This is a genomic window from Nitrincola nitratireducens, assembly GCF_000585235.1.
Taxonomy (GTDB): Bacteria; Pseudomonadota; Gammaproteobacteria; order Pseudomonadales; family Balneatricaceae; genus Nitrincola; species Nitrincola alkalisediminis.
Map to the genome: position 1 here is coordinate 179,901 of NZ_AONB01000003.1, position 20,826 is coordinate 200,726.

26 protein-coding genes and 3 pseudogenes are annotated in these 20,826 nt (G+C 47.9%); 24 read left to right on the forward strand and 5 right to left on the reverse strand.

From position 1 onward, the window contains the following. Positions 1–80 precede the first annotated feature (80 nt). Positions 81–1,121 (reverse strand): IS110 family RNA-guided transposase, encoded by a 1,041-nt coding sequence (locus tag D791_RS04820; RefSeq protein WP_036508488.1) that lies wholly within the window; start codon positions 1,119–1,121, stop codon positions 81–83. 410 nt (positions 1,122–1,531) lie between these two features. Here D791_RS04820 and D791_RS04825 point away from each other — a divergent pair, with 410 nt between their 5' ends. The 3 genes from D791_RS04825 (at position 1,532) to D791_RS04835 (ending at position 3,889) form a co-directional block, all read left to right on the forward strand. Then, positions 1,532–1,783, forward strand: a complete 252-nt coding sequence (locus D791_RS04825; RefSeq protein WP_001250181.1) for a type II toxin-antitoxin system Phd/YefM family antitoxin — start codon at positions 1,532–1,534, stop codon at positions 1,781–1,783. Continuing rightward, positions 1,773–2,060 (forward strand): type II toxin-antitoxin system RelE family toxin, encoded by a 288-nt coding sequence (locus D791_RS04830; RefSeq protein WP_000221356.1) that lies wholly within the window; start codon positions 1,773–1,775, stop codon positions 2,058–2,060. Before D791_RS04825 ends, D791_RS04830 begins: the two co-directional genes overlap by 11 nt. A 188-nt stretch (positions 2,061–2,248) precedes the next feature. Then, complete coding sequence (locus D791_RS04835; protein ID WP_036508497.1) at positions 2,249–3,889, forward strand: transposase; 1,641 nt, start codon at positions 2,249–2,251, stop codon at positions 3,887–3,889. Between the two features lie 189 nt (positions 3,890–4,078). Here D791_RS04835 and D791_RS04840 read toward each other — a convergent pair whose 3' ends face one another. After that, on the reverse strand, positions 4,079–4,486 hold the full coding sequence (locus D791_RS04840; protein WP_237748521.1) for a CcdB family protein: 408 nt from the start codon (positions 4,484–4,486) through the stop codon (positions 4,079–4,081). Further along, positions 4,396–4,641: a type II toxin-antitoxin system CcdA family antitoxin gene (locus tag D791_RS04845; RefSeq protein WP_036508704.1), complete on the reverse strand. Its 246-nt coding sequence runs from the start codon at positions 4,639–4,641 to the stop codon at positions 4,396–4,398. Before D791_RS04845 ends, D791_RS04840 begins: the two co-directional genes overlap by 91 nt. A gap of 205 nt (positions 4,642–4,846) precedes the next feature. Between D791_RS04845 and D791_RS20715 the strand changes: the two genes are divergently transcribed. The 15 genes and pseudogenes from D791_RS20715 (at position 4,847) to D791_RS04920 (ending at position 15,756) form a co-directional block, all read left to right on the forward strand. Further along, positions 4,847–5,011 (forward strand): BrnT family toxin, encoded by a 165-nt coding sequence (locus D791_RS20715; RefSeq protein WP_237748522.1) that lies wholly within the window; start codon positions 4,847–4,849, stop codon positions 5,009–5,011. Between the two features lie 89 nt (positions 5,012–5,100). Continuing rightward, positions 5,101–5,340, forward strand: coding sequence for a type II toxin-antitoxin system BrnA family antitoxin (gene brnA, locus D791_RS04855; RefSeq protein WP_036508499.1), 240 nt, complete (start codon positions 5,101–5,103; stop codon positions 5,338–5,340). Between the two features lie 107 nt (positions 5,341–5,447). Further along, a complete protein-coding gene (locus tag D791_RS04860) occupies positions 5,448–5,720 on the forward strand; it encodes a CopG family ribbon-helix-helix protein (protein ID WP_036508501.1) in 273 nt (90 codons plus the stop codon). Beyond that, positions 5,717–5,998, forward strand: coding sequence for a type II toxin-antitoxin system RelE/ParE family toxin (locus D791_RS04865; RefSeq protein ID WP_036508503.1), 282 nt, complete (start codon positions 5,717–5,719; stop codon positions 5,996–5,998). Before D791_RS04860 ends, D791_RS04865 begins: the two co-directional genes overlap by 4 nt. A gap of 224 nt (positions 5,999–6,222) precedes the next feature. Further along, positions 6,223–6,975: a tRNA (cytosine(32)/uridine(32)-2'-O)-methyltransferase TrmJ gene (gene trmJ / locus D791_RS04870; protein WP_036508706.1), complete on the forward strand. Its 753-nt coding sequence runs from the start codon at positions 6,223–6,225 to the stop codon at positions 6,973–6,975. 20 nt (positions 6,976–6,995) lie between these two features. Continuing rightward, positions 6,996–7,791 (forward strand): annotated as a pseudogene (gene cysE, locus D791_RS04875) (serine O-acetyltransferase). A gap of 85 nt (positions 7,792–7,876) precedes the next feature. Next, on the forward strand, positions 7,877–8,377 hold the full coding sequence (gene iscR, locus D791_RS04880; protein WP_036508505.1) for a Fe-S cluster assembly transcriptional regulator IscR: 501 nt from the start codon (positions 7,877–7,879) through the stop codon (positions 8,375–8,377). A gap of 42 nt (positions 8,378–8,419) precedes the next feature. Further along, positions 8,420–9,577 carry an IscS subfamily cysteine desulfurase gene (locus tag D791_RS04885; protein ID WP_051514210.1) on the forward strand — a complete coding sequence of 386 codons (1,158 nt, stop codon included), beginning with the start codon at positions 8,420–8,422 and terminating at the stop codon, positions 9,575–9,577. A gap of 35 nt (positions 9,578–9,612) precedes the next feature. Next, positions 9,613–11,057 (forward strand): annotated as a pseudogene (sufB, locus tag D791_RS04890) (Fe-S cluster assembly protein SufB). Between the two features lie 31 nt (positions 11,058–11,088). Then, positions 11,089–11,838 carry a Fe-S cluster assembly ATPase SufC gene (sufC, locus tag D791_RS04895; protein WP_193364992.1) on the forward strand — a complete coding sequence of 250 codons (750 nt, stop codon included), beginning with the start codon at positions 11,089–11,091 and terminating at the stop codon, positions 11,836–11,838. A 2-nt stretch (positions 11,839–11,840) separates the two neighbouring features. Continuing rightward, entirely contained in the window at positions 11,841–13,151 is a 1,311-nt protein-coding gene (gene sufD, locus D791_RS04900) for a Fe-S cluster assembly protein SufD (protein ID WP_036508509.1), read from the forward strand. 17 nt (positions 13,152–13,168) lie between these two features. Further along, positions 13,169–14,389, forward strand: coding sequence for an aminotransferase class V-fold PLP-dependent enzyme (locus tag D791_RS04905; protein WP_036508512.1), 1,221 nt, complete (start codon positions 13,169–13,171; stop codon positions 14,387–14,389). 19 nt (positions 14,390–14,408) lie between these two features. Next, positions 14,409–14,771, forward strand: a complete 363-nt coding sequence (locus D791_RS04910; RefSeq protein ID WP_036508514.1) for a HesB/IscA family protein — start codon at positions 14,409–14,411, stop codon at positions 14,769–14,771. 14 nt (positions 14,772–14,785) lie between these two features. Next, on the forward strand, positions 14,786–15,307 hold the full coding sequence (gene sufT / locus D791_RS04915; RefSeq protein WP_081763732.1) for a putative Fe-S cluster assembly protein SufT: 522 nt from the start codon (positions 14,786–14,788) through the stop codon (positions 15,305–15,307). A gap of 23 nt (positions 15,308–15,330) precedes the next feature. Beyond that, the gene (locus D791_RS04920; protein ID WP_036508519.1) at positions 15,331–15,756 is read left to right on the forward strand and encodes a SufE family protein; all 426 of its coding nucleotides are present in this window, start codon (positions 15,331–15,333) and stop codon (positions 15,754–15,756) included. Here the strand turns inward: D791_RS04920 and D791_RS04925 are convergent. Beyond that, positions 15,753–16,022 carry an EscU/YscU/HrcU family type III secretion system export apparatus switch protein gene (locus D791_RS04925; RefSeq protein WP_036508521.1) on the reverse strand — a complete coding sequence of 90 codons (270 nt, stop codon included), beginning with the start codon at positions 16,020–16,022 and terminating at the stop codon, positions 15,753–15,755. The two genes, D791_RS04920 and D791_RS04925, sit on opposite strands and share 4 nt — an antisense overlap. Beyond that, complete coding sequence (fliK, locus tag D791_RS04930) at positions 16,019–16,957, reverse strand: flagellar hook-length control protein FliK (protein ID WP_157682232.1); 939 nt, start codon at positions 16,955–16,957, stop codon at positions 16,019–16,021. The genes D791_RS04925 and fliK overlap by 4 nt, the downstream gene beginning before the upstream one ends. Between fliK and D791_RS04935 the strand changes: the two genes are divergently transcribed. The 6 genes and pseudogenes from D791_RS04935 to ccmE all read left to right on the forward strand — a co-directional run bounded on the left by D791_RS04935 (position 16,941) and on the right by ccmE (position 20,825). After that, positions 16,941–17,528, forward strand: a complete 588-nt coding sequence (locus tag D791_RS04935) for a hypothetical protein (protein WP_157682234.1) — start codon at positions 16,941–16,943, stop codon at positions 17,526–17,528. The genes fliK and D791_RS04935 overlap by 17 nt on opposite strands. 513 nt (positions 17,529–18,041) lie before the next feature. After that, positions 18,042–18,680 carry a cytochrome c biogenesis heme-transporting ATPase CcmA gene (gene ccmA / locus D791_RS04940; RefSeq protein ID WP_036508529.1) on the forward strand — a complete coding sequence of 213 codons (639 nt, stop codon included), beginning with the start codon at positions 18,042–18,044 and terminating at the stop codon, positions 18,678–18,680. Then, the gene (gene ccmB, locus D791_RS04945; RefSeq protein ID WP_081763733.1) at positions 18,677–19,414 is read left to right on the forward strand and encodes a heme exporter protein CcmB; all 738 of its coding nucleotides are present in this window, start codon (positions 18,677–18,679) and stop codon (positions 19,412–19,414) included. The genes ccmA and ccmB overlap by 4 nt, the downstream gene beginning before the upstream one ends. A gap of 8 nt (positions 19,415–19,422) precedes the next feature. Continuing rightward, entirely contained in the window at positions 19,423–20,184 is a 762-nt protein-coding gene (locus D791_RS04950) for a heme ABC transporter permease (RefSeq protein ID WP_036508531.1), read from the forward strand. A 1-nt stretch (position 20,185) separates the two neighbouring features. Next, positions 20,186–20,368 carry a heme exporter protein CcmD gene (ccmD, locus tag D791_RS19535; RefSeq protein ID WP_081763734.1) on the forward strand — a complete coding sequence of 61 codons (183 nt, stop codon included), beginning with the start codon at positions 20,186–20,188 and terminating at the stop codon, positions 20,366–20,368. Then, positions 20,365–20,825 (forward strand): annotated as a pseudogene (gene ccmE / locus D791_RS04955) (cytochrome c maturation protein CcmE). Before ccmD ends, ccmE begins: the two are co-directional and overlap by 4 nt. Position 20,826 lies beyond the last annotated feature (1 nt).

Sequence of the window (20,826 nt, forward strand, 5' to 3'; positions counted from 1 at the left end):
CTTTATTTATCCACTTTGTAGTGCAATGCTTTGGTTGAGAGTTGTCGTTAACTTACTGTTTTACTTCTTTTACCGTTACATCATGTTGCTAAACCTAAAGCATCTTGCCGTTGCTGCTTTGCCATAATTGCCCAAAGCATTCTGGCCTGCTTGGCGGCGATTGCGACCGCAACAACATTGTTTGGCCGGCGTTCTTGCAGCTTATAAATCCACTCGAACATGGGTATTGTTTGCGTTGATTTTTGTGCTCTGCTGGCCGCCAGCATGACGGTTCGGGCACCCTGAACCAAGAGTGTTCGTAAGTAACGGTCACCGCGTTTAGTAATGGCACCGAGTTGCGCTTTACCACCGGATGAATTCTGTTTTGGCACTAAACCGAGCCAGGCAGCAAACTGCCTGCCGTTTTTAAATACTGACACATCACCGGCTGTTGCTACTGCCGCACTGGCGGTAACGCTACCGACACCACAGAGCTCAAGTAAGGCTTTTGCGGTGGTATCTTGTTTGCTCCAGGCTTCAATCCGTTTGTTGAGTGCAGTAATCCGCGTCTCTAAATCGGTTAATCTATCTGCTAGGTCGGCGATGCTTTGGCGAAACAGCAGCGGTAAGGTTTCTGATTCAGCCACTAAGGGTAATGTCTTGGCTAGTGCTGCGCGTCCCTGATTAATCACGATGCCAAACTCATGCAGATAACTGCGAATTTGGTTCATCAGTGAAGTACGCTCACGCACCCATTGCTCACGCATCCGGTGTATGACCAATACCGCTTGTTGTGATTCTGATTTAACGGCAACAAAGCGCATATTGGGTCTGGCCAGTGCTTCACAAATGGCTTCGGCATCATTGGCATCGTTTTTACCGCCGCGGCGGTAGGGCGCAACATACTGCGGCGTCATCAGCTTTACGGTATGGCCGAGTTTGGTCAGCTCACGAGCCCAATAATGAGCACCACCGCAGGCTTCAATGCCGATAAGCATCGGTGGTTTGTTGGCGAAGAAGCGCATCATTTCACCTCTGGCTAACTTTTTAACTATGACGGTTTCACCAGATTTAGCATTAACGCCATGAATTTGAAACACGAGCTTTGCAATATCGACCCCACAACGTATAGACTTTTCCATGCGACTTCCCCTCACTTGTGACTGTTTGATTTGACACTCTCAGTGTGGCACATCGATGCCGGATAGTGAGGGGGAGTCCATGTTATTGCTGCTGCCGGACAAATTTTTCGCTGCGCTCGTGTGTCATGACGAAAGGCTAACCCCTTTCTTGCTGTATTAAAGATGAGGGTAGGCCCCTCGGTTCCGGCAACCAGATGCAGGAATCAAACCGCCCTATGCGGCATGTATTAAGAAAGAGGTCTCGAAAGTGATAGATTGGATGATACATCCTAAATTTGGTGCTGACGGGTATTTTTTTGCGCTTTCGTCGGCTCATTAACTAAGCGTTATGCCTCTATTGTAAATCTCTAGCAATCACTTAAATTAAGGTCTAAAATTAGGTCTGATTTTAATGCTTATATGGTGAAGTTATGAGACAGGTATTAGCGAATTGCTCTGCCAGTATTTCAGAGTTAAAGAAAAATCCAACTGCTCTTTTGAACGAGGCTGATGGTTCAGCTATTGCGATCCTTAACCATAACAAACCCGCAGCTTACCTTGTACCGGCTGAAACTTACGAGTATCTGATGGATATGCTTGATGATTATGAGCTTTCCCAAATAGTAGATAGTCGTCGTGGTGATTTGTCGCAAGCTGTGGAAATCAATATTGATGACTTATAAGTTAAAGTTTTTGCCAGCAGCCCAAAAGGAGTGGAGTAAGCTAGCGCCAACGATTCAGAGTCAATTTAAAAAGAAACTCAAAGAAAGGCTAGAAAATCCCCACGTTCCATCATCAAAGTTACGGGGTTATGATTCTGTTTACAAAATCAAACTTCGTACATCAGGTTATCGTTTGGCTTATGAAGTCATCGACAATGAAGTTGTCGTTTATGTACTCGCTGTTGGTAAACGAGATAAAGATGCTGTTTATAAGAAGCTGGCTTCACGCTTCAGCTAGCGGCATTACAAACGCTTCAAGAGGGACAGCCAACGCGTGGCATTTTTACTATGCGTTGGTTTTTGTGATTACGGAGTTATGCGGAAGCTTGGTAGTAGCGTTGTCTGCCCCTTAAGCGGGCGTTCAGGCTGTAGAAAAACCTCTCCATCTATGCTTTGATAAGACTTTCAGGAAACGGAGGCTCTGGGATGGCAAAGTTCAAACATTACGATTACAACCAGATGTCGATGGTGGTGATTAACTACCTAGAACAGATCCAACCTGGCACGTTTGAATTTTCACTGCATTACCTGATCTCTGAAAAACTCGACCTATCGGCTTTTCACAAGCCCTATAAAAATGATGCCGAAGGTCGGCCTGCATACGACCCAGCGATACTACTCAAAATTATATTATTTGCTTACTCAAAGGGTATTACGTCCAGCCGTGAGATCCAGTGGTGCTGCGAAACGAATATCATCTTCAAAGCCTTATCTTGCGACACCGTGCCGCACTTTACTACGATTGCTCACTTTGTCAGTAGCCGAGCTCAGGCAATAGAAGCCTTATTTGAACAAGTGTTACTCATCTGTGATCAACAAGGATTGTTGGGCCATGAACTCTTTGCCATTGATGGTTGTAAGATGCGCTCTAATGCATCCAAGGAATGGTCTGGCACCTTTAAAGAACTGGAACAGAAACGTCAAAAGCTCAAGCGCTTGATCCAGTATCATCTCAGTGAGCATCAAGAAAAAGATACCTGTGAAAGTGAAGAATCACTGGAACGTAATAATCGTAAGACTCAAACCATTCAAACACTGGATGCGGCTGCCAATAAGATCGATGCTTTTTTAAAGCAGAACCAGCCAAGGATGGGTAAAGGCAAACGCAGTAAGGAAGTGAAGAGCAATATCACTGATCCAGAGTCAGCCAAGATGACGACCAGCAAAGGCACCATTCAAGGTTATAACGGTGTTGCAGCAGTCGACAAAAAACATCAAATTATCATTGATGCACAAGCCTTCGGTGAAGGGCAGGAACATCATACTTTGGAGCCTGTATTAGAGAGTATTAAAGCACGTTATCAGCGGCTTGGTATTGATGACAATGTATATGCAGGCGGCGTTATCGTGACGGCTGATACTGGCTTTGCGAATGACAAATGTGTCTGGAACACATTTGAACCGCTTCAGCGGGCCCGAAGGGCGAGTCTCAGGATGAGACGAGTAATGAATATGAAGTATTTGCACGAAAATCAGATTAATGGGTTCATTCCTGATAATCAGTTTAGAAGCCGCGACCCCAAGTTTGCACACCAAAAAGCAAAATACGGCAAGCGCCATCAGTCTTCAAGAAAGTCTAAAGCGAAACCTCTGATTCCCGCTAGCGAGTTCCAGTTTGATCCAGTAGAGATGATATGTATATGTCCGGCGGGTGAACAGATTAGTCATCGGGGAGTTAAAACGAATGAACGTGGTCAATGCTCAGCCTATTTTGAAGGTCGATTACTGCAATGCCGTCATTGCGCTATAAAAGATAAGTGCATGAAGAATCCAGCGTCAGCGAATCATCGCAAAGGTGCCGGAAGACAAGTCAGTTTTGCACTTAACGACCAGCGTGCGCCGACCTATACTGACTGGATGAAGCACCGAGTGGATAGTCCTAAAGGGAAGCAAATTTATAGCCATCGAATGTCTGTTGTGGAGCCTCTGTTCGGCAACATTGGCACCAACAAAGCACTCAGTCGTTTTAGTCTGCGAGGTAAAAACAAGGTACAGGGTCAGTGGCAATTGTACTGTTTGGTGCATAATGTAGAGAAGTTAGCGAAATACGGTGGATTGAGCGGATGAGGCGAAAATCAGGATAAGATGGCTTCTGAATGAGGCTCTGAAGGGGCAATTGCTTAAGGCCTATAAAAGTAAAAGCTAAAAAAACAAAGTAAATAAGTGATTGCTGACTGAAGTCAGCAATTGAAATGAATAATATAGACTGGGCTCTGGCGGAAAAACTTGTCGAGATTAGGTTTTTCTACAGGCTCGTTATATGCCAGAGAGTACAAAATCGACTGCTGCAGTAATGTCAGCGCGTTGTGAAGTCAGGTCATAGGCCTGAACACCGAGCTGTTTGCGATCTACACCTGCAATGTCTTGTGTCATTGCTGTGAAGCTCTCACCATCAAGAATGAATGTGGGATTGAGCCTCGATAGGCTTATCTGTGCAGCCATTTTTGAAGGTGTAAGCGGAATGACAATGGTTGTTCTCAGTTCACTTAATAAACCAGTTTGTATATCCAGCAGGTAAGGGTATTGGGTGCGAGTAGCTGGGTTGGGGTTCTTATATGCGCAAAATTGACTTATCAGAACTTCCTGACACTGTCGCTGAACGTGCCGTTGGTTTCGACAAATTGGTTGTATGATTGAATAACATCGGCGTTCTCGCGTAGCCATTGAGCGCGCTGTTCAGTCCTTAATTGATCAGCCAGGGCACGCTCCAAAGTTGCAGATAGATTGATATTGAGACCTTTGGCTTTTTCAAGTAAATCACTGTTTATACTGACATTAGTGGGTTTCTTGGGGGCTTGGGTATTGTATGCGTAATTCATGGCTGTTGCTCCGCATGTGTAATGTGCATAGTGTATGCGCATACTCATTGTTGGGCAAGGCATATAACAATCCGCAGCAATCGCTCCCGTTGGTCGCTGGGACAGCCAAAACGCTGCGCTTATTTGGTCGCTCTTGTGAGGGGCGTTAGCAGTCAATCATATCCACTTCCTTGCTAAATGAGTAAAAAAGGAATAATTTATACTCATGAACACGTTTGAATTTGATGGTGAAAAAAGTCAAGCGAACCTCCATAAGCATGGAATTGATTTCCTTGATGCACAGGCCTTGTGGCAAGACCAAGATTTACTAGAGATTCAAGCTAAGTCAGATGATGAACCTCGTTACCTTGTCATTGGTCATTATAGGTGATAAGCACTGGTCTGCCGTGATCACATACCGAGGTGAAAAAATACGAATTATTTCGGTAAGACGTTCACGCAAGAGTGAGGTAGAGTTGTATGAAAGCTAATGAATTTGATTCAAAATTTGATGAGAGTGTAGAAGACATCATTGGCGATCTTGATGTAACAACTGCACGCCGAGTAAATCATGAAGTAAAGCGCATTAATGTTGATTTTCCTGCATGGGTAGTTGAATCGCTTGATCGCGAAGCTGCTCGAATAGGAGTCACTCGCCAATCCATTATTAAAGTTTGGCTAGTAGAGCGTTTGCGTGCTGAAGCTGCTAACAGCCGCTGAAAAGTGACACCGCGAGCGTTGCACTTTAGCGGAGCGTTAAATTTTTTGCCTACCCTTGTAGACTATGCTGTAATACATTGTAGTCAGCAAATTCGAGGGTCATAGTCATGAGCGTCACCACAGTTCGCCTTCAAGCAGAAGTTGAAGAGCATCTGGAAGCGATCGCCAGCAGGCTGCACCGTAGCAAAGGCTGGGTAATCAACCAGGCATTGTCGGAATACATAGAAAGGCAGCAGCTTGAGCAAGAGCGGTGGAAACAAACATTAGAGGCAATGGAGTCTGCTGCCCAAGGCAAGGTTGTTGATGCCAGCGAGGTCCACAGTTGGCTTAATACCTGGGGAGCCGAAAACGAGCAAGATGCGCCGAGGTCAGGTAAGTGAAGCTGGTTTACACGGATGAGGCCATTGATGATTTGAAACGCCTCAGGGAGTTCATTGCGGTGCACAGCCCGTCGGCGGCAGCTAGGATTGCCACCGAACTGGTTGGCAAAATCGAATTACTTCCAGAATTCCCCAAAATGGGCACACCAGTTGAAATGGCACCGGTGCCTGACTCTGTTCGAGATATGGTTTTCGGAAAATACGTCGTTCGATATTCAGTTCATGCCAGTGCTATCATTATTCTCAGAGTGTGGCATGGCCTTGAGGGTGAACGATAGCAATTTAACCAAACGCGGTACTCGGACGCCCTTATCTCCGCTTCGCTGCATCAAGGTTGCCGGTGCGCTCTGTGTTAAGCTTAAAAATCAGCACTTGTCATATGTAACCTTATGGGTTGTGATTGATCCCGTTGCGCCTGGACATCTATTTATCCTGTACCTCTGCACTTCCTCAAGCGTTATCTGTTACCATATTGGCCTCATTTTTTTATGAAATTGCACAGATGCTTGATCAAATACGTATAATTCTCGTGAATACGACGCATCCCGGTAATATTGGGGCGGTTGCCAGAGCCATGAAAAATATGGGGCTGGCGGATCTTTGTTTGGTTGCACCTAAACGTTTTCCAGATCCTGAGGCCGATGCCCGTGCGTCGGGAGCGACCGATATTTTAGCGGCGGCGACACTCGTGGATACCTTAGAGGATGCCATTGCGGATTGCCATCTCGTGGTGGGCACCAGTGCGCGTGGGCGTCATATCCCTTGGCCGATCATGAACCCAAGAGAACTTGCGGGTGTTGTCGGAAAGGTGGCTCCTGATACGCGCGTCGCGATTGTCTTTGGTCGCGAAGATCGTGGCCTGACCAATGAAGAGCTTCATCGCTGTCATCATCATGTGCAAATTCCTACGAACCCCGATTTTAGTTCGTTGAACGTGGCCGCTGCTGTGCAAGTGATTGCGTATGAACTGCGCATGTTGCAGGAGTCGTTAGACGAGCCGTCTGCACCTAAGTGGGGAACGCAGTGGGATATCGAGTTGGCGCAAGCAAAAGAGCTGGAGCTTTTGTTTGAACACTTAGAGAAAACCTTGGTGGAGATCGAGTTCTTAGATCCTGAAAACCCACGTCAGTTGATGACCCGTATGCGCAGGCTTTTTTTAAGAGCCGTGCCGGATAAGGTTGAGGTCAACGTTTTGCGCGGTATTTTAAGAAGCGTGGACGAAAAAGTGGGCGCGGATCATCCCAAAAAAGGCTAACGTCTAAAAAGGTTATTTGTGTGTTTGCATCCATAAAAGAAGACATTGCGTCTGTTTTTCACCGAGACCCTGCCGCACGTAGTACCTTCGAGGTGGTGACAACCTATCCGGGCTTGCATGCGGTCTGGTGGCATCGTTTGGCACATGGGCTTTGGCGTCGGGGCTTTAAGTGGCTGGCGCGAATGATTTCCAATTTTGCCCGCTGGACAACGGGTATCGAGATTCACCCCGGTGCGCAAATCGGTCGCCGCTTTTTTATTGATCATGGCATGGGTGTCGTTATTGGCGAAACCGCATCGTAGGCGACGATGTCACGCTTTACCACGGTGTTACCCTAGGGGGCACAACTTGGAATAAGGGGCAGCGCCATCCAACCCTCGAAAGTGGTGTGGTGTGTGGTGCTGGGGCGAAGATTCTCGGGCCGATCACAATTGGCCAAGGGGCGCGTGTCGGGTCGAATGCCGTGGTGACCAAACACGTACCGGCTGGTGCTACTGTTGTCGGTATTCCAGCGCGGATTGTTAAGCGCGGCCAAGAGTCGGCTCAATGCGAAGACGTGCGCCGAAAAATGGCCAATCAAATGGCTTTGATGCCTACGCCGTTACCGAAGAAGTGTCAGATCCTGTTGCGCATGCCATACAGTGTCTTTCAGACCATATGCAGGCGATGGATAAGAAAGTTGAATCCATGGGGCAAGTGTTGTGTGAATTGCGTCCTGAGTACTGCAATGAGGAGTTGCCTGAGCTGAAAGGCGAGGATTTTGAGGGGGCTGTTGAAGACGAAAGCACCTTATCGACTCGCGAATCTAATTCTTGATCAAATCAGTAGGTTAAATAGTTGACTGCTTTTGTAGGTTTTAGCATAATCCCTCTTACTTAATTGGGTGAATGTGAGGTGAATGATGCGACTTACAACGAAAGGCCGGTATGCGGTGACTGCCATGTTGGACTTGGCACTGCACGAAGGAAAAGGACCAATCAGTCTTGCCGATATTTCTGAGCGCCAAGGAATTTCTTTGTCGTATCTTGAGCAACTTTTTGCACGTTTGCGTCGCAATGAGTTGGTTTCAAGCGTCAGAGGCCCAGGCGGTGGTTATCAACTCAAACGCCCACAGAACAAAATTAATGTTGCTGAAGTTGTGGATGCTGTCAATGAGACGGTCGATGCCACGGGTTGCCGGAGTAAAGGCGATTGTCAGGCCGGTGAAGTCTGTTTGACCCATCATTTATGGTGTGATTTGAGCGATCAAATACACAGCTTTTTGGCAGGTATTACCCTAGCCGATCTGGTTCAGCGTCAAGATGTTCAGCAGGTTGCTTCGCGTCAAGATTTACGCAAATTAGATCAAGTGATTGTCAGTTCGCGTGAAAGTGAGTTTGAAAGGGTGGCGAGCAGGCACTAAGGCCTGTGTTGCCAGTGGTATTTTTTAACAAGTGTGAAAATAATGATGCGTCCTGTTTATCTCGACTATGCCGCCTCAACCCCAGTGGATCCGAGAGTGGCCGAAAAAATGATGGCCTGTCTGACAATGGATGGAAACTTTGCGAATCCAGCGTCACGGTCTCATATTTACGGCTGGAGAGCGGAAGAGGCCGTTGAGCAAGCACGTCAACAGGTTGCTGAATTATTGAACACGGATCCACGCTCGATTGTGTGGACATCCGGTGCAACAGAATCGAACAATCTTGCGATTAAAGGGGCTGCGCATCAAAGTGCGCGTAAAGGCAAACACCTGATTACGTCGCGAATTGAGCACAAAGCGGTGATTGATACCCTTCGTCATCTTGAGGATGAGGGGTATGAAGTCACATGGTTGACGCCTGATGCGCAGGGCCTAATTCATGTCCAGCAAGTCAGTGATGCGTTACGCGATGACACAATTTTAGTGTCGCTGATGCATGTGAACAACGAGATAGGCACCGTCACCGATATTGCGGCGATAGGGGATCTTTGTCGAGAGCATCGTGTGTTGTTTCATGTGGATGCCGCGCAAAGTGTCGGCAAGCTGCCTATTGATTTGAGTGAGTTGAACGTTGATTTAATGTCGATCTCAGCTCACAAGATATACGGCCCAAAAGGAATCGGTGCGCTCTATGTTCGCCAGCAACCCAAAGTGCGTATAGAAGCGCAAATACACGGGGGCGGACATGAGCGAGGGATGCGTTCGGGCACCCTGCCGACCCATCAAATCGTCGGAATGGGTGAGGCATTAAAGCTCGCACAGGAATTGATGCTTGAAGAGTCGACGAGAATTGCCCGTCATCGTCAAACCTTTTGGGAAGGGATTAAAGATTTACCTAGTGTACAATTGAACGGATCCTTCTCGCGGCGGATTGCAGGCAATTTGAATCTGGCCGTTGCAGGGGTTGAGGGTGAAGTGTTGTTGATGGCCTTAAAAGATCTCGCCATCTCAACAGGATCGGCATGCACCTCAGCCAGCGTAGAACCCAGTTATGTTTTAAAAGCCATCGGCGTCCCTGATGCACTGGCGCATGCGTCAGTGCGTATCAGTTTTGGGCGCTTCACCACAGAAGATGAAGTCGAGTTTGCCATTAAGCATTTCCGTCAGGTTGTCACTCGATTGACAAACACTGATGCCTAACCCGGCGCGGATGTGCAAGCAGAGGTAGTAGAGTTATGTCTGAACAGGTCGAAAGTTTAATTAGGAAAGAGTACTCAGCCGGTTTTCACACCAATATCGAGTCTGAGACTTTGCTCCAGGGTTGAATGAGGACGTAATTCGTTTCATTTCAGCTAAAAAAAATGAGCCTCAGTGGATGCTCGACTGGCGTCTTAAAGCGTTCAAAATTTGGCAAGGAATGGAAGAGCCTGAGTGGGCGCACGTCAAATATCCGAAGATCGATTTTCAGTCGATTTCGTATTTCTCAGCGCCCAAGAGTCTTGCGGACCGTCCAAAAAGCCTGGATGAAGTCGATCCTGACCTTATTGAAACCTACAATAAGCTTGGTATTCCGTTGCATGAGCAAGAGATGTTGGCCGGTGTAGCGGTTGATGCTGTTTTCGACTCTGTTTCTGTGGTGACAACGTTCAGAGGCAAGCTGGAAGAGGCCGGTGTTATTTTTTGCCCGATCAGCGAAGCTGTGCACAAATACCCCGAGTTGATTAAAAAATACATTGGTTCAGTCGTTCCTCAACGCGATAACTATTATTCTGCGTTGAATTCAGCCGTGTTCTCCGATGGTTCCTTCGTGTACATCCCTAAAGGTGTGCGTTGTCCGATGGAACTTTCCACCTATTTCAGAATTAATGAAATGAACACTGGGCAGTTTGAGCGTACCTTGATTATTGCCGATGAAGGCTCACACGTGAGCTATTTGGAAGGCTGTACTGCGCCACAACGTGACGAGAATCAGCTGCATGCAGCTGTTGTTGAGTTGGTTGCGCTGGACAATGCCGAGATTAAATATTCAACAGTGCAAAACTGGTACCCCGGCGATGAACAAGGCAAGGGCGGCATTTATAACTTTGTAACCAAACGTGGAATCTGCCATACCCGCGCCAAGATTTCGTGGACGCAGGTTGAAACTGGATCGGCTGTGACCTGGAAGTACCCGAGCTGCATCCTAAAGGGCGATCACAGTATTGGTGAGTTTTACTCGGTTGCTTTGACGAATAATTACCAGCAGGCCGATACCGGAACCAAAATGATCCACTTGGGTAAGCACACCAAGTCGACCATTATTTCCAAGGGTATTTCGGCGGGTAAAAGTCAAAATGCCTATCGTGGTTTAGTGCGCATGGGGCCAACGGCGGAAGGTGCGCGTAATTATACACAATGCGATTCTTTGCTGATTGGTGACCGTTGTGGCGCACACACCTTTCCTTACATAGAAAGTGCACACCCTTCTGCTGTTGTTGAGCATGAAGCAACCACGTCTAAAGTCAGTGATGATCAGCTGTTCTTATGCCAACAGCGCGGTTTAGATGCCGAAAAAGCCGTTTCCATGATTGTGAATGGTTTTTGCCGAGAAGTGTTTAAACAGCTGCCAATGGAATTCGCTGTGGAAGCGGGCAAGTTGTTAGAAGTCAGTCTCGAAGGGTCAGTAGCTAAGCCGTACTGAGCAACCGATTTAAATGTTTGTGAGTGATACGATGTTAAAAATTAATGACTTGTGTGCAAAAGTAGAAGACAAAGAAATTCTTCGCCAGCTAAATCTTGAAGTAAAGCCAGGTGAAATTCATGCCATCATGGGACCCAATGGTGCGGGTAAGAGTACCCTGGGCAATGTGTTGTCTGGACGTCCAGGCTATGAAGCCACAGCAGGTCATGTTGAATTTAAAGGTCAGGATCTTTTAGACATGGATCCTGAAATTAGAGCCAGAGAAGGATTGTTTTTGGCGTTTCAGTATCCCGTTGAAATACCCGGCGTCAGCAATATGGAGTTGCTGAAAGCCTCTGTTGATGCGCGTCGTGCACATGCAGGTCTTGAAGAATACTCTGCAATTGAGTTCATGAAAATGGCACGCGAAGCCTGTAAAGCCGTTAATCTGGATCAGAGCTTTTTAAAGCGTGGTGTGAATGAGGGGTTCTCAGGCGGAGAAAAGAAGCGCAACGAAATCATGCAGATGATGCTGCTTGAACCGTCGCTTTGCATCTTGGATGAAACAGACTCGGGTCTGGATATCGATGCGTTGCAAGTGGTTGCAAGCGGTGTAAATGCCATGCGCTCAGCCGATCGCAGTTTTATTGTTGTCACTCACTATCAGCGTTTACTGGATTACATCGTACCGGATTATGTTCACGTACTGGCGAATGGTCGTATCGTTAAGTCCGGTGATAAGTCATTGGCACTTGAGCTAGAAGCGAAGGGATATAGCTGGTTAGAAAATGAGGCTGTTTGACGATGAGTGAATTTCAATCACATGCGCTGGTATTGGCGCAACAGTCTACAGGGCTTCCTTGGCTTAACGAGGCGAAACAGGCGTGTGCCGATCAATGGCAAACTGAAAAATGGCCAACACGCAAAACCGAAGCTTGGCGTTATACTTCGTTGCAGTCCTTGGAGTCGACGCTTTGGACTTTGCCATCGGATGCAGCATTAGATGCGCTGCCCGATGAATTAATGGCACTGGATGCAATTCGCGTAGTGTTTGTGAATGGGCACTTCTCCAGTCAGTTTTCGTCAGAATTGCCTGCAAGTTTAAGCTTGTTTAGCCAAGCGTCAGACGCTGAACAACAGGCGATTTTAGCCAAGTTTAATCAAGTGGCTAAGGTTGAAAAGCACCTGTTTTCTCAACTCAACACAGCGGCGTTGGGAGAGGGGGTCTTTTTAAACCTTCGTGCCAATCAGCGCTTGGAAAAGCCAGTGTATGTGGTGCATATACACACGGGATCTGGTGCCTCTGACTATGTGGGCTCGCGTCTGTTGCTCTCACTGGAAACCAGTGCCGAGGCCGTTGTCATCGAGCATTTTGTGACGTTGAGCGATGCCAGCCCCATGTTTAATGCGGTGACCGAAGTCGATTTAGGTGAAAACGCCAAACTTAAACATTATCGAATCAGCATGGAAAGTGAGCAAGCCTTGCATTTGGGCAGTGTTCATGCCGCCTTGCATGCCAATTCCCAGCTGACGGGCTTTACCTTGGCAACCGGGAGTCGTTTGAAGCGCATCGATTACCATGTTCGACATCTGGGGTCGGGTGCGGATCTTGATTTGCAGGGTATTTATTTACCTAAGCATAACCAACGCGTCGATTACCATACCAATGTTGAGCACTGTGTTCCGCATTGCACGACCAATGAAGTGTTTAGAGGGGTGATTTCGGATACGGCGAAAGCGGTCTTTAACGGACGTATTCATATTCATCAGGACGCTCAAAAAACACTAGCGGAGATGAGTAATCGTAACCTTTTGACGTCAAATCGCGCAGAAATAAACACTAAGCCTGAATTGGAAATTTACGCCGATGATGTGAAGTGTGCGCACGGTGCGACCATCAGTCAATTGAACGATGAGTCCTTATTTTACTTAGTCAGCCGTGGTATTTCTGAGGCGGAAGCGAGAGTCATGCTCAGTTTTGGTTTTGTCAACGAGCTGGTTGAAAACATTGCCATAGATGAAATTAAAGAGTGGTTGCGCCCACGCATGGCGAAAGCGTTTGGCCAGAGTGATGACGTTGTGCGTCATTTGATCCACGATGAATCTATCGATTAGCGAAAGGTGGTGATTGAGTGAGTTTGGATATCGATAAAATAAGGGCAGATTTTCCAGCGTTGCATCAGACGGTGAATGGGCGTCCCCTTGTCTACTTAGACAACGGTGCGACAACACATAAGCCGCAAGCGATGATTGATGCATTGGTGAATTTTTATTCATTGGATAACAGCAACGTCCACCGAGGTGCACATGCGTTGAGTGATCGGGCGACCGAGAAGTTTGAAGCGGCGCGCCAAACCCTTGCTGAATTCATTAATGCGCCTGAAAGTCGATCGGTTATTTGGACTCGCGGAAGCACCGAAAGCATTAACCTTGTCGCGTACAGTTGGGGGCGTCAAAACCTGTCAAAAGGCGATAGGGTCTTAGTTTCCATGCTTGAACATCACTCCAACATCGTGCCGTGGCAATTGGTTGCGCAAGAGGTTGGAGCCGAGGTGGTGCCTATTCCGATTACGGACGAAGGCATTATTGACTTGCAAGCCTATGAAGCCTTGCTCGATGATCGAGTGAAAATGGTCGCATTTGCCCATGTCTCGAATGCTTTGGGTGTCATCCATCCCGTTCAAAAAATGGTGGAGATGGCGCATCGCGTGGGTGCGAAGGTGTTGGTTGACGGCGCTCAAGGCGCTGGGCACTTCCTTGCCGACGTGCAGCAGTTGGGCTGCGATTTTTATACCTTCTCTGGTCATAAGCTTTTCGGCCCAACGGGCATAGGCGCTTTGTATGGCAAGGCAGAGCTGTTAGAGGCGATGCCACCCTGGTTGGGCGGCGGAGAAATGATTGAGAGTGTCAGCTTTGCAGGGACAACCTTTAACAAGCTGCCGTTTAAGTTTGAAGCGGGCACTCCGAATATCGCGGACGCGATTGCCTTGGCGGCCTCAATCCACTACCTCAATGGCTTAGACAAGCAAGCACTCATCGATCATGAAGCTCAACTTCTGGCCTACGCAGAAGAAAAGGCAAAGGCCTTTGAGGGAATGCGCGTTTTGGGCGTGTCTCACGAAAAAGTCTGCGTGCTAAGTTTTGTTTTAGACGGTGTCCACTCAGCGGATCTCGGTATGTTGCTGGACCAGCAGGGTATTGCCGTCAGGACGGGTAACCATTGTGCACAGCCAGCAATGGAAGCCTTAGGTGTTGATGGCAGTGTTAGAGCCAGTTTTAGTTTTTACAATACGCTTTCTGAAGTGGATCGTTTATTTGAAGCCTTAGAAAAAGCCCGTGAGTTTTTGATTTAAACAGCAAAGGAGACGTTTCATGTCCGTGGAATCATTTGATCCGCAAACTCAGACGGTAACGGTTTTACCTGCTGCTTTGAGTCATTTTCGTAAGCAGCTTGCCAGTAAGCCTGAAGCCCAAGCCGTTCGTCTCAGCGTAAAGCCCAGCGGATGCTCAGGCTATATGTATGTTTTGGACTTTGTGTCTGAGTCTTTAACGGATGATGTTGACCTGATGGTGGCTGATGACATTCGTTTATTGGTTGATAAAGCCAGTTTGCCGATTGTGGCGGGGACCCAAATCGACTTTGTTCGAGAGGGAATCAACCGTCAAATTAAGTTTATTAATCCCAATGCCACCAGTGAGTGTGGTTGTGGCGAAAGCTTTACAGTGAGTGACTGAGAATGGAAAGACGCATGGTTGTCACGGTGGCTGATTGCCCCGCCCGAATCGTTCCAGCAGGGACTCCTGTGGTTATTCCGAAGGATACATTTGTGACCATTACCCAGTCGTTGGGGGGGAATTACACCCTGACCTGGAGCGGCCAAATGGTTCGGGTGGACGGTACGGATGCTCAGATGCTGGGTTTAAAGCCAGAAAAACTTGAGTTTCCAGCCCCCGAGAATGATCAAATTCAAGAAGAGCAAGTGTGGGATGCTTTAAAAACCATCTACGATCCAGAGATTCCAGTCGATTTGGTTAATCTTGGCTTGATTTACAGTGTGGCACTTGATCAACAGAGTAAGCGAGTGGATATTCAAATGACCCTTACGGCGCCTGGTTGTGGTATGGGGCCAGTGTTGGTGGGTGATGTTGAGTATCGCGTGGCAAAGGTTCCGAATGTAGAGTCGGTTAAAGTGGAGTTGGTCTTTGATCCACCTTGGCAACGCGATATGATGAGTGAAGAAGCGCAGCTTGCGACGGGCATGTTCTACTAAGCATTTCATTGAAGGAAAACTGTATGAAGCAATTCGGCATCGACATCAGCGCCGATGAGGTTATCGACACCCTCTCATTTTTTGACAGTTGGGAGGATCGATACCGCTATATTATTGATTTAGGCAAAGAGCTGCCTTCGATGTCAGAGTCGCTTCAAACCGAAGCTAATCAGGTCAAAGGCTGTCAGAGTCTGGTTTGGTTAGCTGAGCATAAAGAGCAAGGTAAGCTGATCTTTGAAGCCGACAGTAACTCACATATTGTGCGCGGCTTATTGGCTGTGGTCTTAGCGGCGTACAATGGTAAGACGCCAAGTGAAATTTTGGCATTTGATATTGATGCTTACTTTGATGCCTTAAATCTGATCCGGCACCTGAGTCCGAGCCGTGGGAATGGGTTGCGCTCAATGGTAAAACGTATTCAAGATACGGCGGCGGCTCAAGCGGCTTAAGACGTGTTTTTTAAGTTGTACGCAAAGGCAATCACTTCGGCGATTGCCTTGTATAAGGCTTCCGGTATTTCCTCTCCCAGTTCTAAACGTATGAGTACTTCGATTAACTCGGGGCTCTCATGGATATGGATATTGTTCTCTTTTGCCAAGGCAAGTATTTGCTCGGCAATCAGCCCCTTTCCTTTTGCAACTATGGTGGGTGCGGCCCCTTTTTCCTGATCGTACTTGAGTGCAACCGCTTTTTTATTGATGTCTATTTCCGTCATGTGTGCAGATCCACCAATCGCTTTTGTAAAAGAGGAGCAACTGGATTGTGTGCTTTTCCTAAACGAACATGCATGGGCTCGACCGTAAAACCTTGTCGTCTTAAGTCGGTTTCAAAATCACTTAAGCGACGTTGAATTCGTTGTAGGGTATCTGACTGCTCAGCCCAAAAGCGTGCACTTAAGGACATGTCTTCTCGCAGCATTAAATCAGCGTCGACAGCACCGGCTTCCTCAAGGTTAAAATGCAAATGAACACTCCAGAGGGTAACAAACTCACCCTGTTCGTCGCGACGACGATGCTCCGTGATTCGTAGCTCGGCATTGTCCAGTTTGTCCTGCTGTTGAATCGGTAAGTCCAATCGGTAATGACGTTCTTGCCCACCATCTGGCAGCTCACGCCATTGTTGCAAGCTGCTAATCTGTTGCGAGGTTGAACGAGACAGCAATGCGTTTACAAGTTGGGTCAGTTGTTCACGAACCTGCGAGGGTAGCTGTTCTGATAGTTTGAGCAGTTGCCCGAGCTGTTGCTTTAAATCGACAGGCTGATTTTGCCCCGATGTTTGGCTAAGACGTCCCTCTGTCAATAACCCACCTTGCTGCAGGTTTCGTGCGATGGTTTCACCGGCTTCAGGGCTGCCAGGCTTCACACTGAATAAACTGAGCATGGAATGAATGAGCTGATTTAACGCGGAGTTTTGCTTAACCGAGGTGCGGTCCGTTAGCTGCATGAGTTGGTTTAGACCATCAGCCAGTGGCAGTTGAGTAGGCAGCACTTCTCGTAAGGCTTGATTCATGACGGCTTGAGTCTGTGCCTGTTGAGCGATAGGCAGTGCGGGTTGTGGCATTTGAATCATAATGCGGCCATTGTCTGTGACCGTTGCTGTGATTTGTTGGCCTGCTTGCATCGGGCGTGGTGCGATGAGATCAAGCGTCATACCCGCGATAGCCACACGCACGGCAAAGCCTTGTGGCCGTGGTAAAGACGTTGAGGGTTGTAAAGCCGCAGGCAGTGGACGATTGTTTGCGGGCTCCGTGGTGCCAGTGTTGGAGGTTGCCGCTGGCGGACGATTTGAGGTCTCGGAGGGTATGGGCGTCGAGACAGGTGGGCCTGGATTTGTAGTTGTCGGTGTAGCAGTAGCAGTAGCAGTAGCAGGTGTAGGTGTAGGTGTAGGTGTAGGTGTAGGTGTAGGTGGTGCTGTGTTGATAGGCGCTGGATTTGCCGGTGCAGCAGGAGCCGGATTTGCTGGCGCTGTCGTTGCCGGGGAGGCTGTCGCAACGTTAGTCGGTGTAGCGTTTGCTGGGGCCGTATTCGTAGTACTTGCTGGGGTCGTATTCGCTGTATTTGTAGGTGTCGTGATCTGGGGTGCAGTGGGGCGAATCGCTGTGTCTTGTGGTGACGACAAAATTACACCAGGTAGTGGCGTGTTTAAGGGTAGTGTCGCAACTTTGGGTAACGAACTTGTACTGATGTTAAGAATAAACGTGGGTAAGTTTGTTTTGGCCTGAGCTGCAGCCTCGCGTCCACTGGCTTGGGCCGCAGCTTCGGGCATTGGACGTGCCGTTGCACTGCTGTTGGCAAGTTGTAATTGCAAATTGCCTTGAGCGTCTCGGCTCAGCGTGACTTGACTACCTTGCGGCAAAGGTCTTGATGTAATCAGCTCGATTAGACGTCCAGCAAGTTCGGCCTGAATTCGATAGCTTGAAATCTGGGTTGGATGCTGAGTCACACTCGTGACTGTCGCAGGTAAGCTTTTACCTGCGGGTAGCAATTGATTCAGGTCCCGTTCGCGAGGTGTTGAGCCCTCAGTCAGGAGTCGCATCGACTGTATGTTTAGGTTAGCTAACACTTAAAACCTCGTAATGCAACGTAGGAAGGGTATTTTAAAGCCCTAAGTAGCGCTGACTCTTGAACGCCTAAAGTTTATAATATGCTGATATAGCTATGTCGGCCAAGATTGTAATTTATTAAGTATGTTGATCATCCATCCTGTTTGATCTGTTCAGTGTAAGGGTCAGTGAGTGTCTGAGCCACTATTGATTGTCAAAAATTTATTTTGTGAGCGCGATGATCGCGTTTTATTTGATCAACTCTCTTTCGATGTCTCTGCGGGTGATGTCGTTCAAATAGAAGGCCAAAACGGCAGTGGTAAAACAACCTTGCTCAGAATACTGGGTGCTTTAAGTCGACACTACGAAGGCGACATCTATTGGAAAGGCACGTCCATCCATGATGATTCGCTCACGTATCGCAACGACTTATTGTATTTAGGGCACCAGCCCGGCGTGAAGGCCGTCTTAACCCCAGAAGAAAATCTTCGTTGGTTTATGGCTTTGCATCCAAGTCTTGATGTTGGACAAATACGCCATGCCTTAACTGAGGTAGGATTGCGTGGGTTTGAAGATGTGCCTTGCCATATGTTGTCGGCGGGACAGAATCGCCGAGTTGGCTTAGCGCGCTTGTATTTGAGCCAAGCGCTCTTGTGGATATTGGATGAGCCCTTTACAGCGATAGACAAGCAGGGCGTCGCCGCACAAGAGGCGCTGTTACTTGCGCATGCTGAGCGGGGGGGAGCGGTTATTTTGACGACCCACCATGAGCTTAACTTGGGGCAGTTCGTGCGCAGAGTCAATTTAGATAAGCAAGTGGGAACTAAATGAGTGCTTTCCAGACTAAAAAGCTGCCTGAGCTTAAGCCGGGTTTTGAAACTGAAGCCTTTAGTCCCGGTAAAATCTTGCTGGCGACATTAAAGCGTGACGTTAAACTGGCCTTTAGGCGACAAAGTGATTGGGTGAATCCACTCATCTTTTTTTTGATGGTGGCTTCGTTATTCCCACTGGGGGTAAGCCCTGAGCCAAAATTGCTATCTACGATTGCCCCCGGTGTCGTCTGGGTTGCGGCATTGTTATCGACCTTACTATCCATGGACAGTTTATTTCGGTCGGATTTTGAGGATGGATCACTCGAGCAAATTCTGGTCAGTCCACAGCCTTTGTATTTTGTGGTGTTGGGCAAGGTTCTGTCGCATTGGATGATGACAGGTTTACCGCTCACTCTCATGGCTCCTTTATTAGGTGTTATGTTGTTTTTGCCGTTTGAAGGAATGGGCGGATTGGTTTTGAGTCTTTTGATAGGAACACCGACCTTAAGTTTGGTCGGTGGTATAGGTGCAGCATTAACCGTTGGTTTGCGTAAGGGTGGGGTCTTGGTGTCATTGTTGGTGATCCCCTTATACATCCCGGTGTTAATTTTTGGCACTGCCGCAATTGAGGCTTCACTGACAGGCTTGCCTGTTGCAGGGCATTTAGCTTTGTTAGGCGCGATGCTGGTGCTGGGGTTAACCTTAGCACCCTTAGCCATCGCGGCTGCATTAAGAATTTCAGTAAGTGGGTAGATAGCGATATGGCAGGAAAAAACTGGATGCCGCGTTGGTTTTACCAACTGGCCTCACCGCGTTGGTGTTATCAAATTACGGGACGTTTGTTGCCCGGATTTGCAATAGCGGCTGTGCTCTTGTTGATGATCGGAACGGTATGGGGCTTAGCATTTGCTCCACCAGACTATCAGCAAGGCAATAGTTTTCGCATCATTTATCTTCATGTGCCAACCGCCTATATGGCGCAGTCCATTTACTTGACAATGGCTATTGCTGGGGCGATTGGCTTGATTTGGAAGATGAAAGTGGCGGACATGGTCGCGAAGTCCTGTGCTCCCATCGGCGCGGCCCTAGCCGTATTGGCCTTGGCGACTGGCGCAATCTGGGGAAAGCCCACGTGGGGATCTTGGTGGGTGTGGGATGCACGGCTTACCTCTATGTTAATACTGCTTTTTTTATATTTAGGTGTGATTGCACTGAACTCTGCGATTGAAAGTGAGTCTACTGCAGCACAATCAACCGCTGTATTAGCCTTAGTGGGCTTGGTCAATATTCCAATCATTAAGTATTCTGTTGATTGGTGGAACACTCTGCATCAACCCGCCACGTTCAAAGTGACGGAAAAACCAGCAATGCCACCGGAAATGTGGATTCCATTGTTAATCATGGTGATAGGGTTTTATTGCTTCTTTGCCGTTGTGCTGATGCTGCGCTTACGCAATGAGATATTGCGTCGTGAGCGGCGGACAAGCTGGGTTCGAGAATTATTGCTGCAAATGCGAGGTTAACGTGAGTTTCGACAGCTTTTCAGAGTTTTTAGCCATGGGTGGTCATGGCCTTTACGTATGGAGCAGTTATGCATTGGGTCTAGCCGTAATGCTGGGCTGTGTACTGAGTCCGATATTGACACGGAAACGTCTGATCACTGAGCAACAGCGTCGTCTACGCAGAGAGGAGGAAACGTCATCATGAATGCACAACGCAAACAGCGATTGACACTCGTACTAGTGATTGTTCTTGGCGCAAGTGTTGCGGTAGGTTTGACTGCGTATGCGCTGAGTCAGAACATCAATTTGTTTTATTCTCCCAGTGAAATTTACATGGGCGAAGCCCCCAAAGACACGCGGATTCGTGCAGGTGGCATGGTGGTTGAAGGCAGCATTCGCCGTGATCCAACGAGCTTGCGTGTTGAGTTTGATATCACGGATTATGCGCATGCTACCACCGTTGAGTACACCGGAATTTTGCCAGATCTGTTCCGTGAGGGACAAGGCATAGTGCTCAAGGAATGCTGGCGGCGGACGGTCGTTTAATTGCGTCCGAAGTGCTTGCTAAACATGATGAAAACTACATGCCGCCCGAAGTTGCTGAAGCCTTAGCCCGGGCCGGTAAAATGCCTCCCATGCCAGAAGCCGCAAAAGGTTATTAAA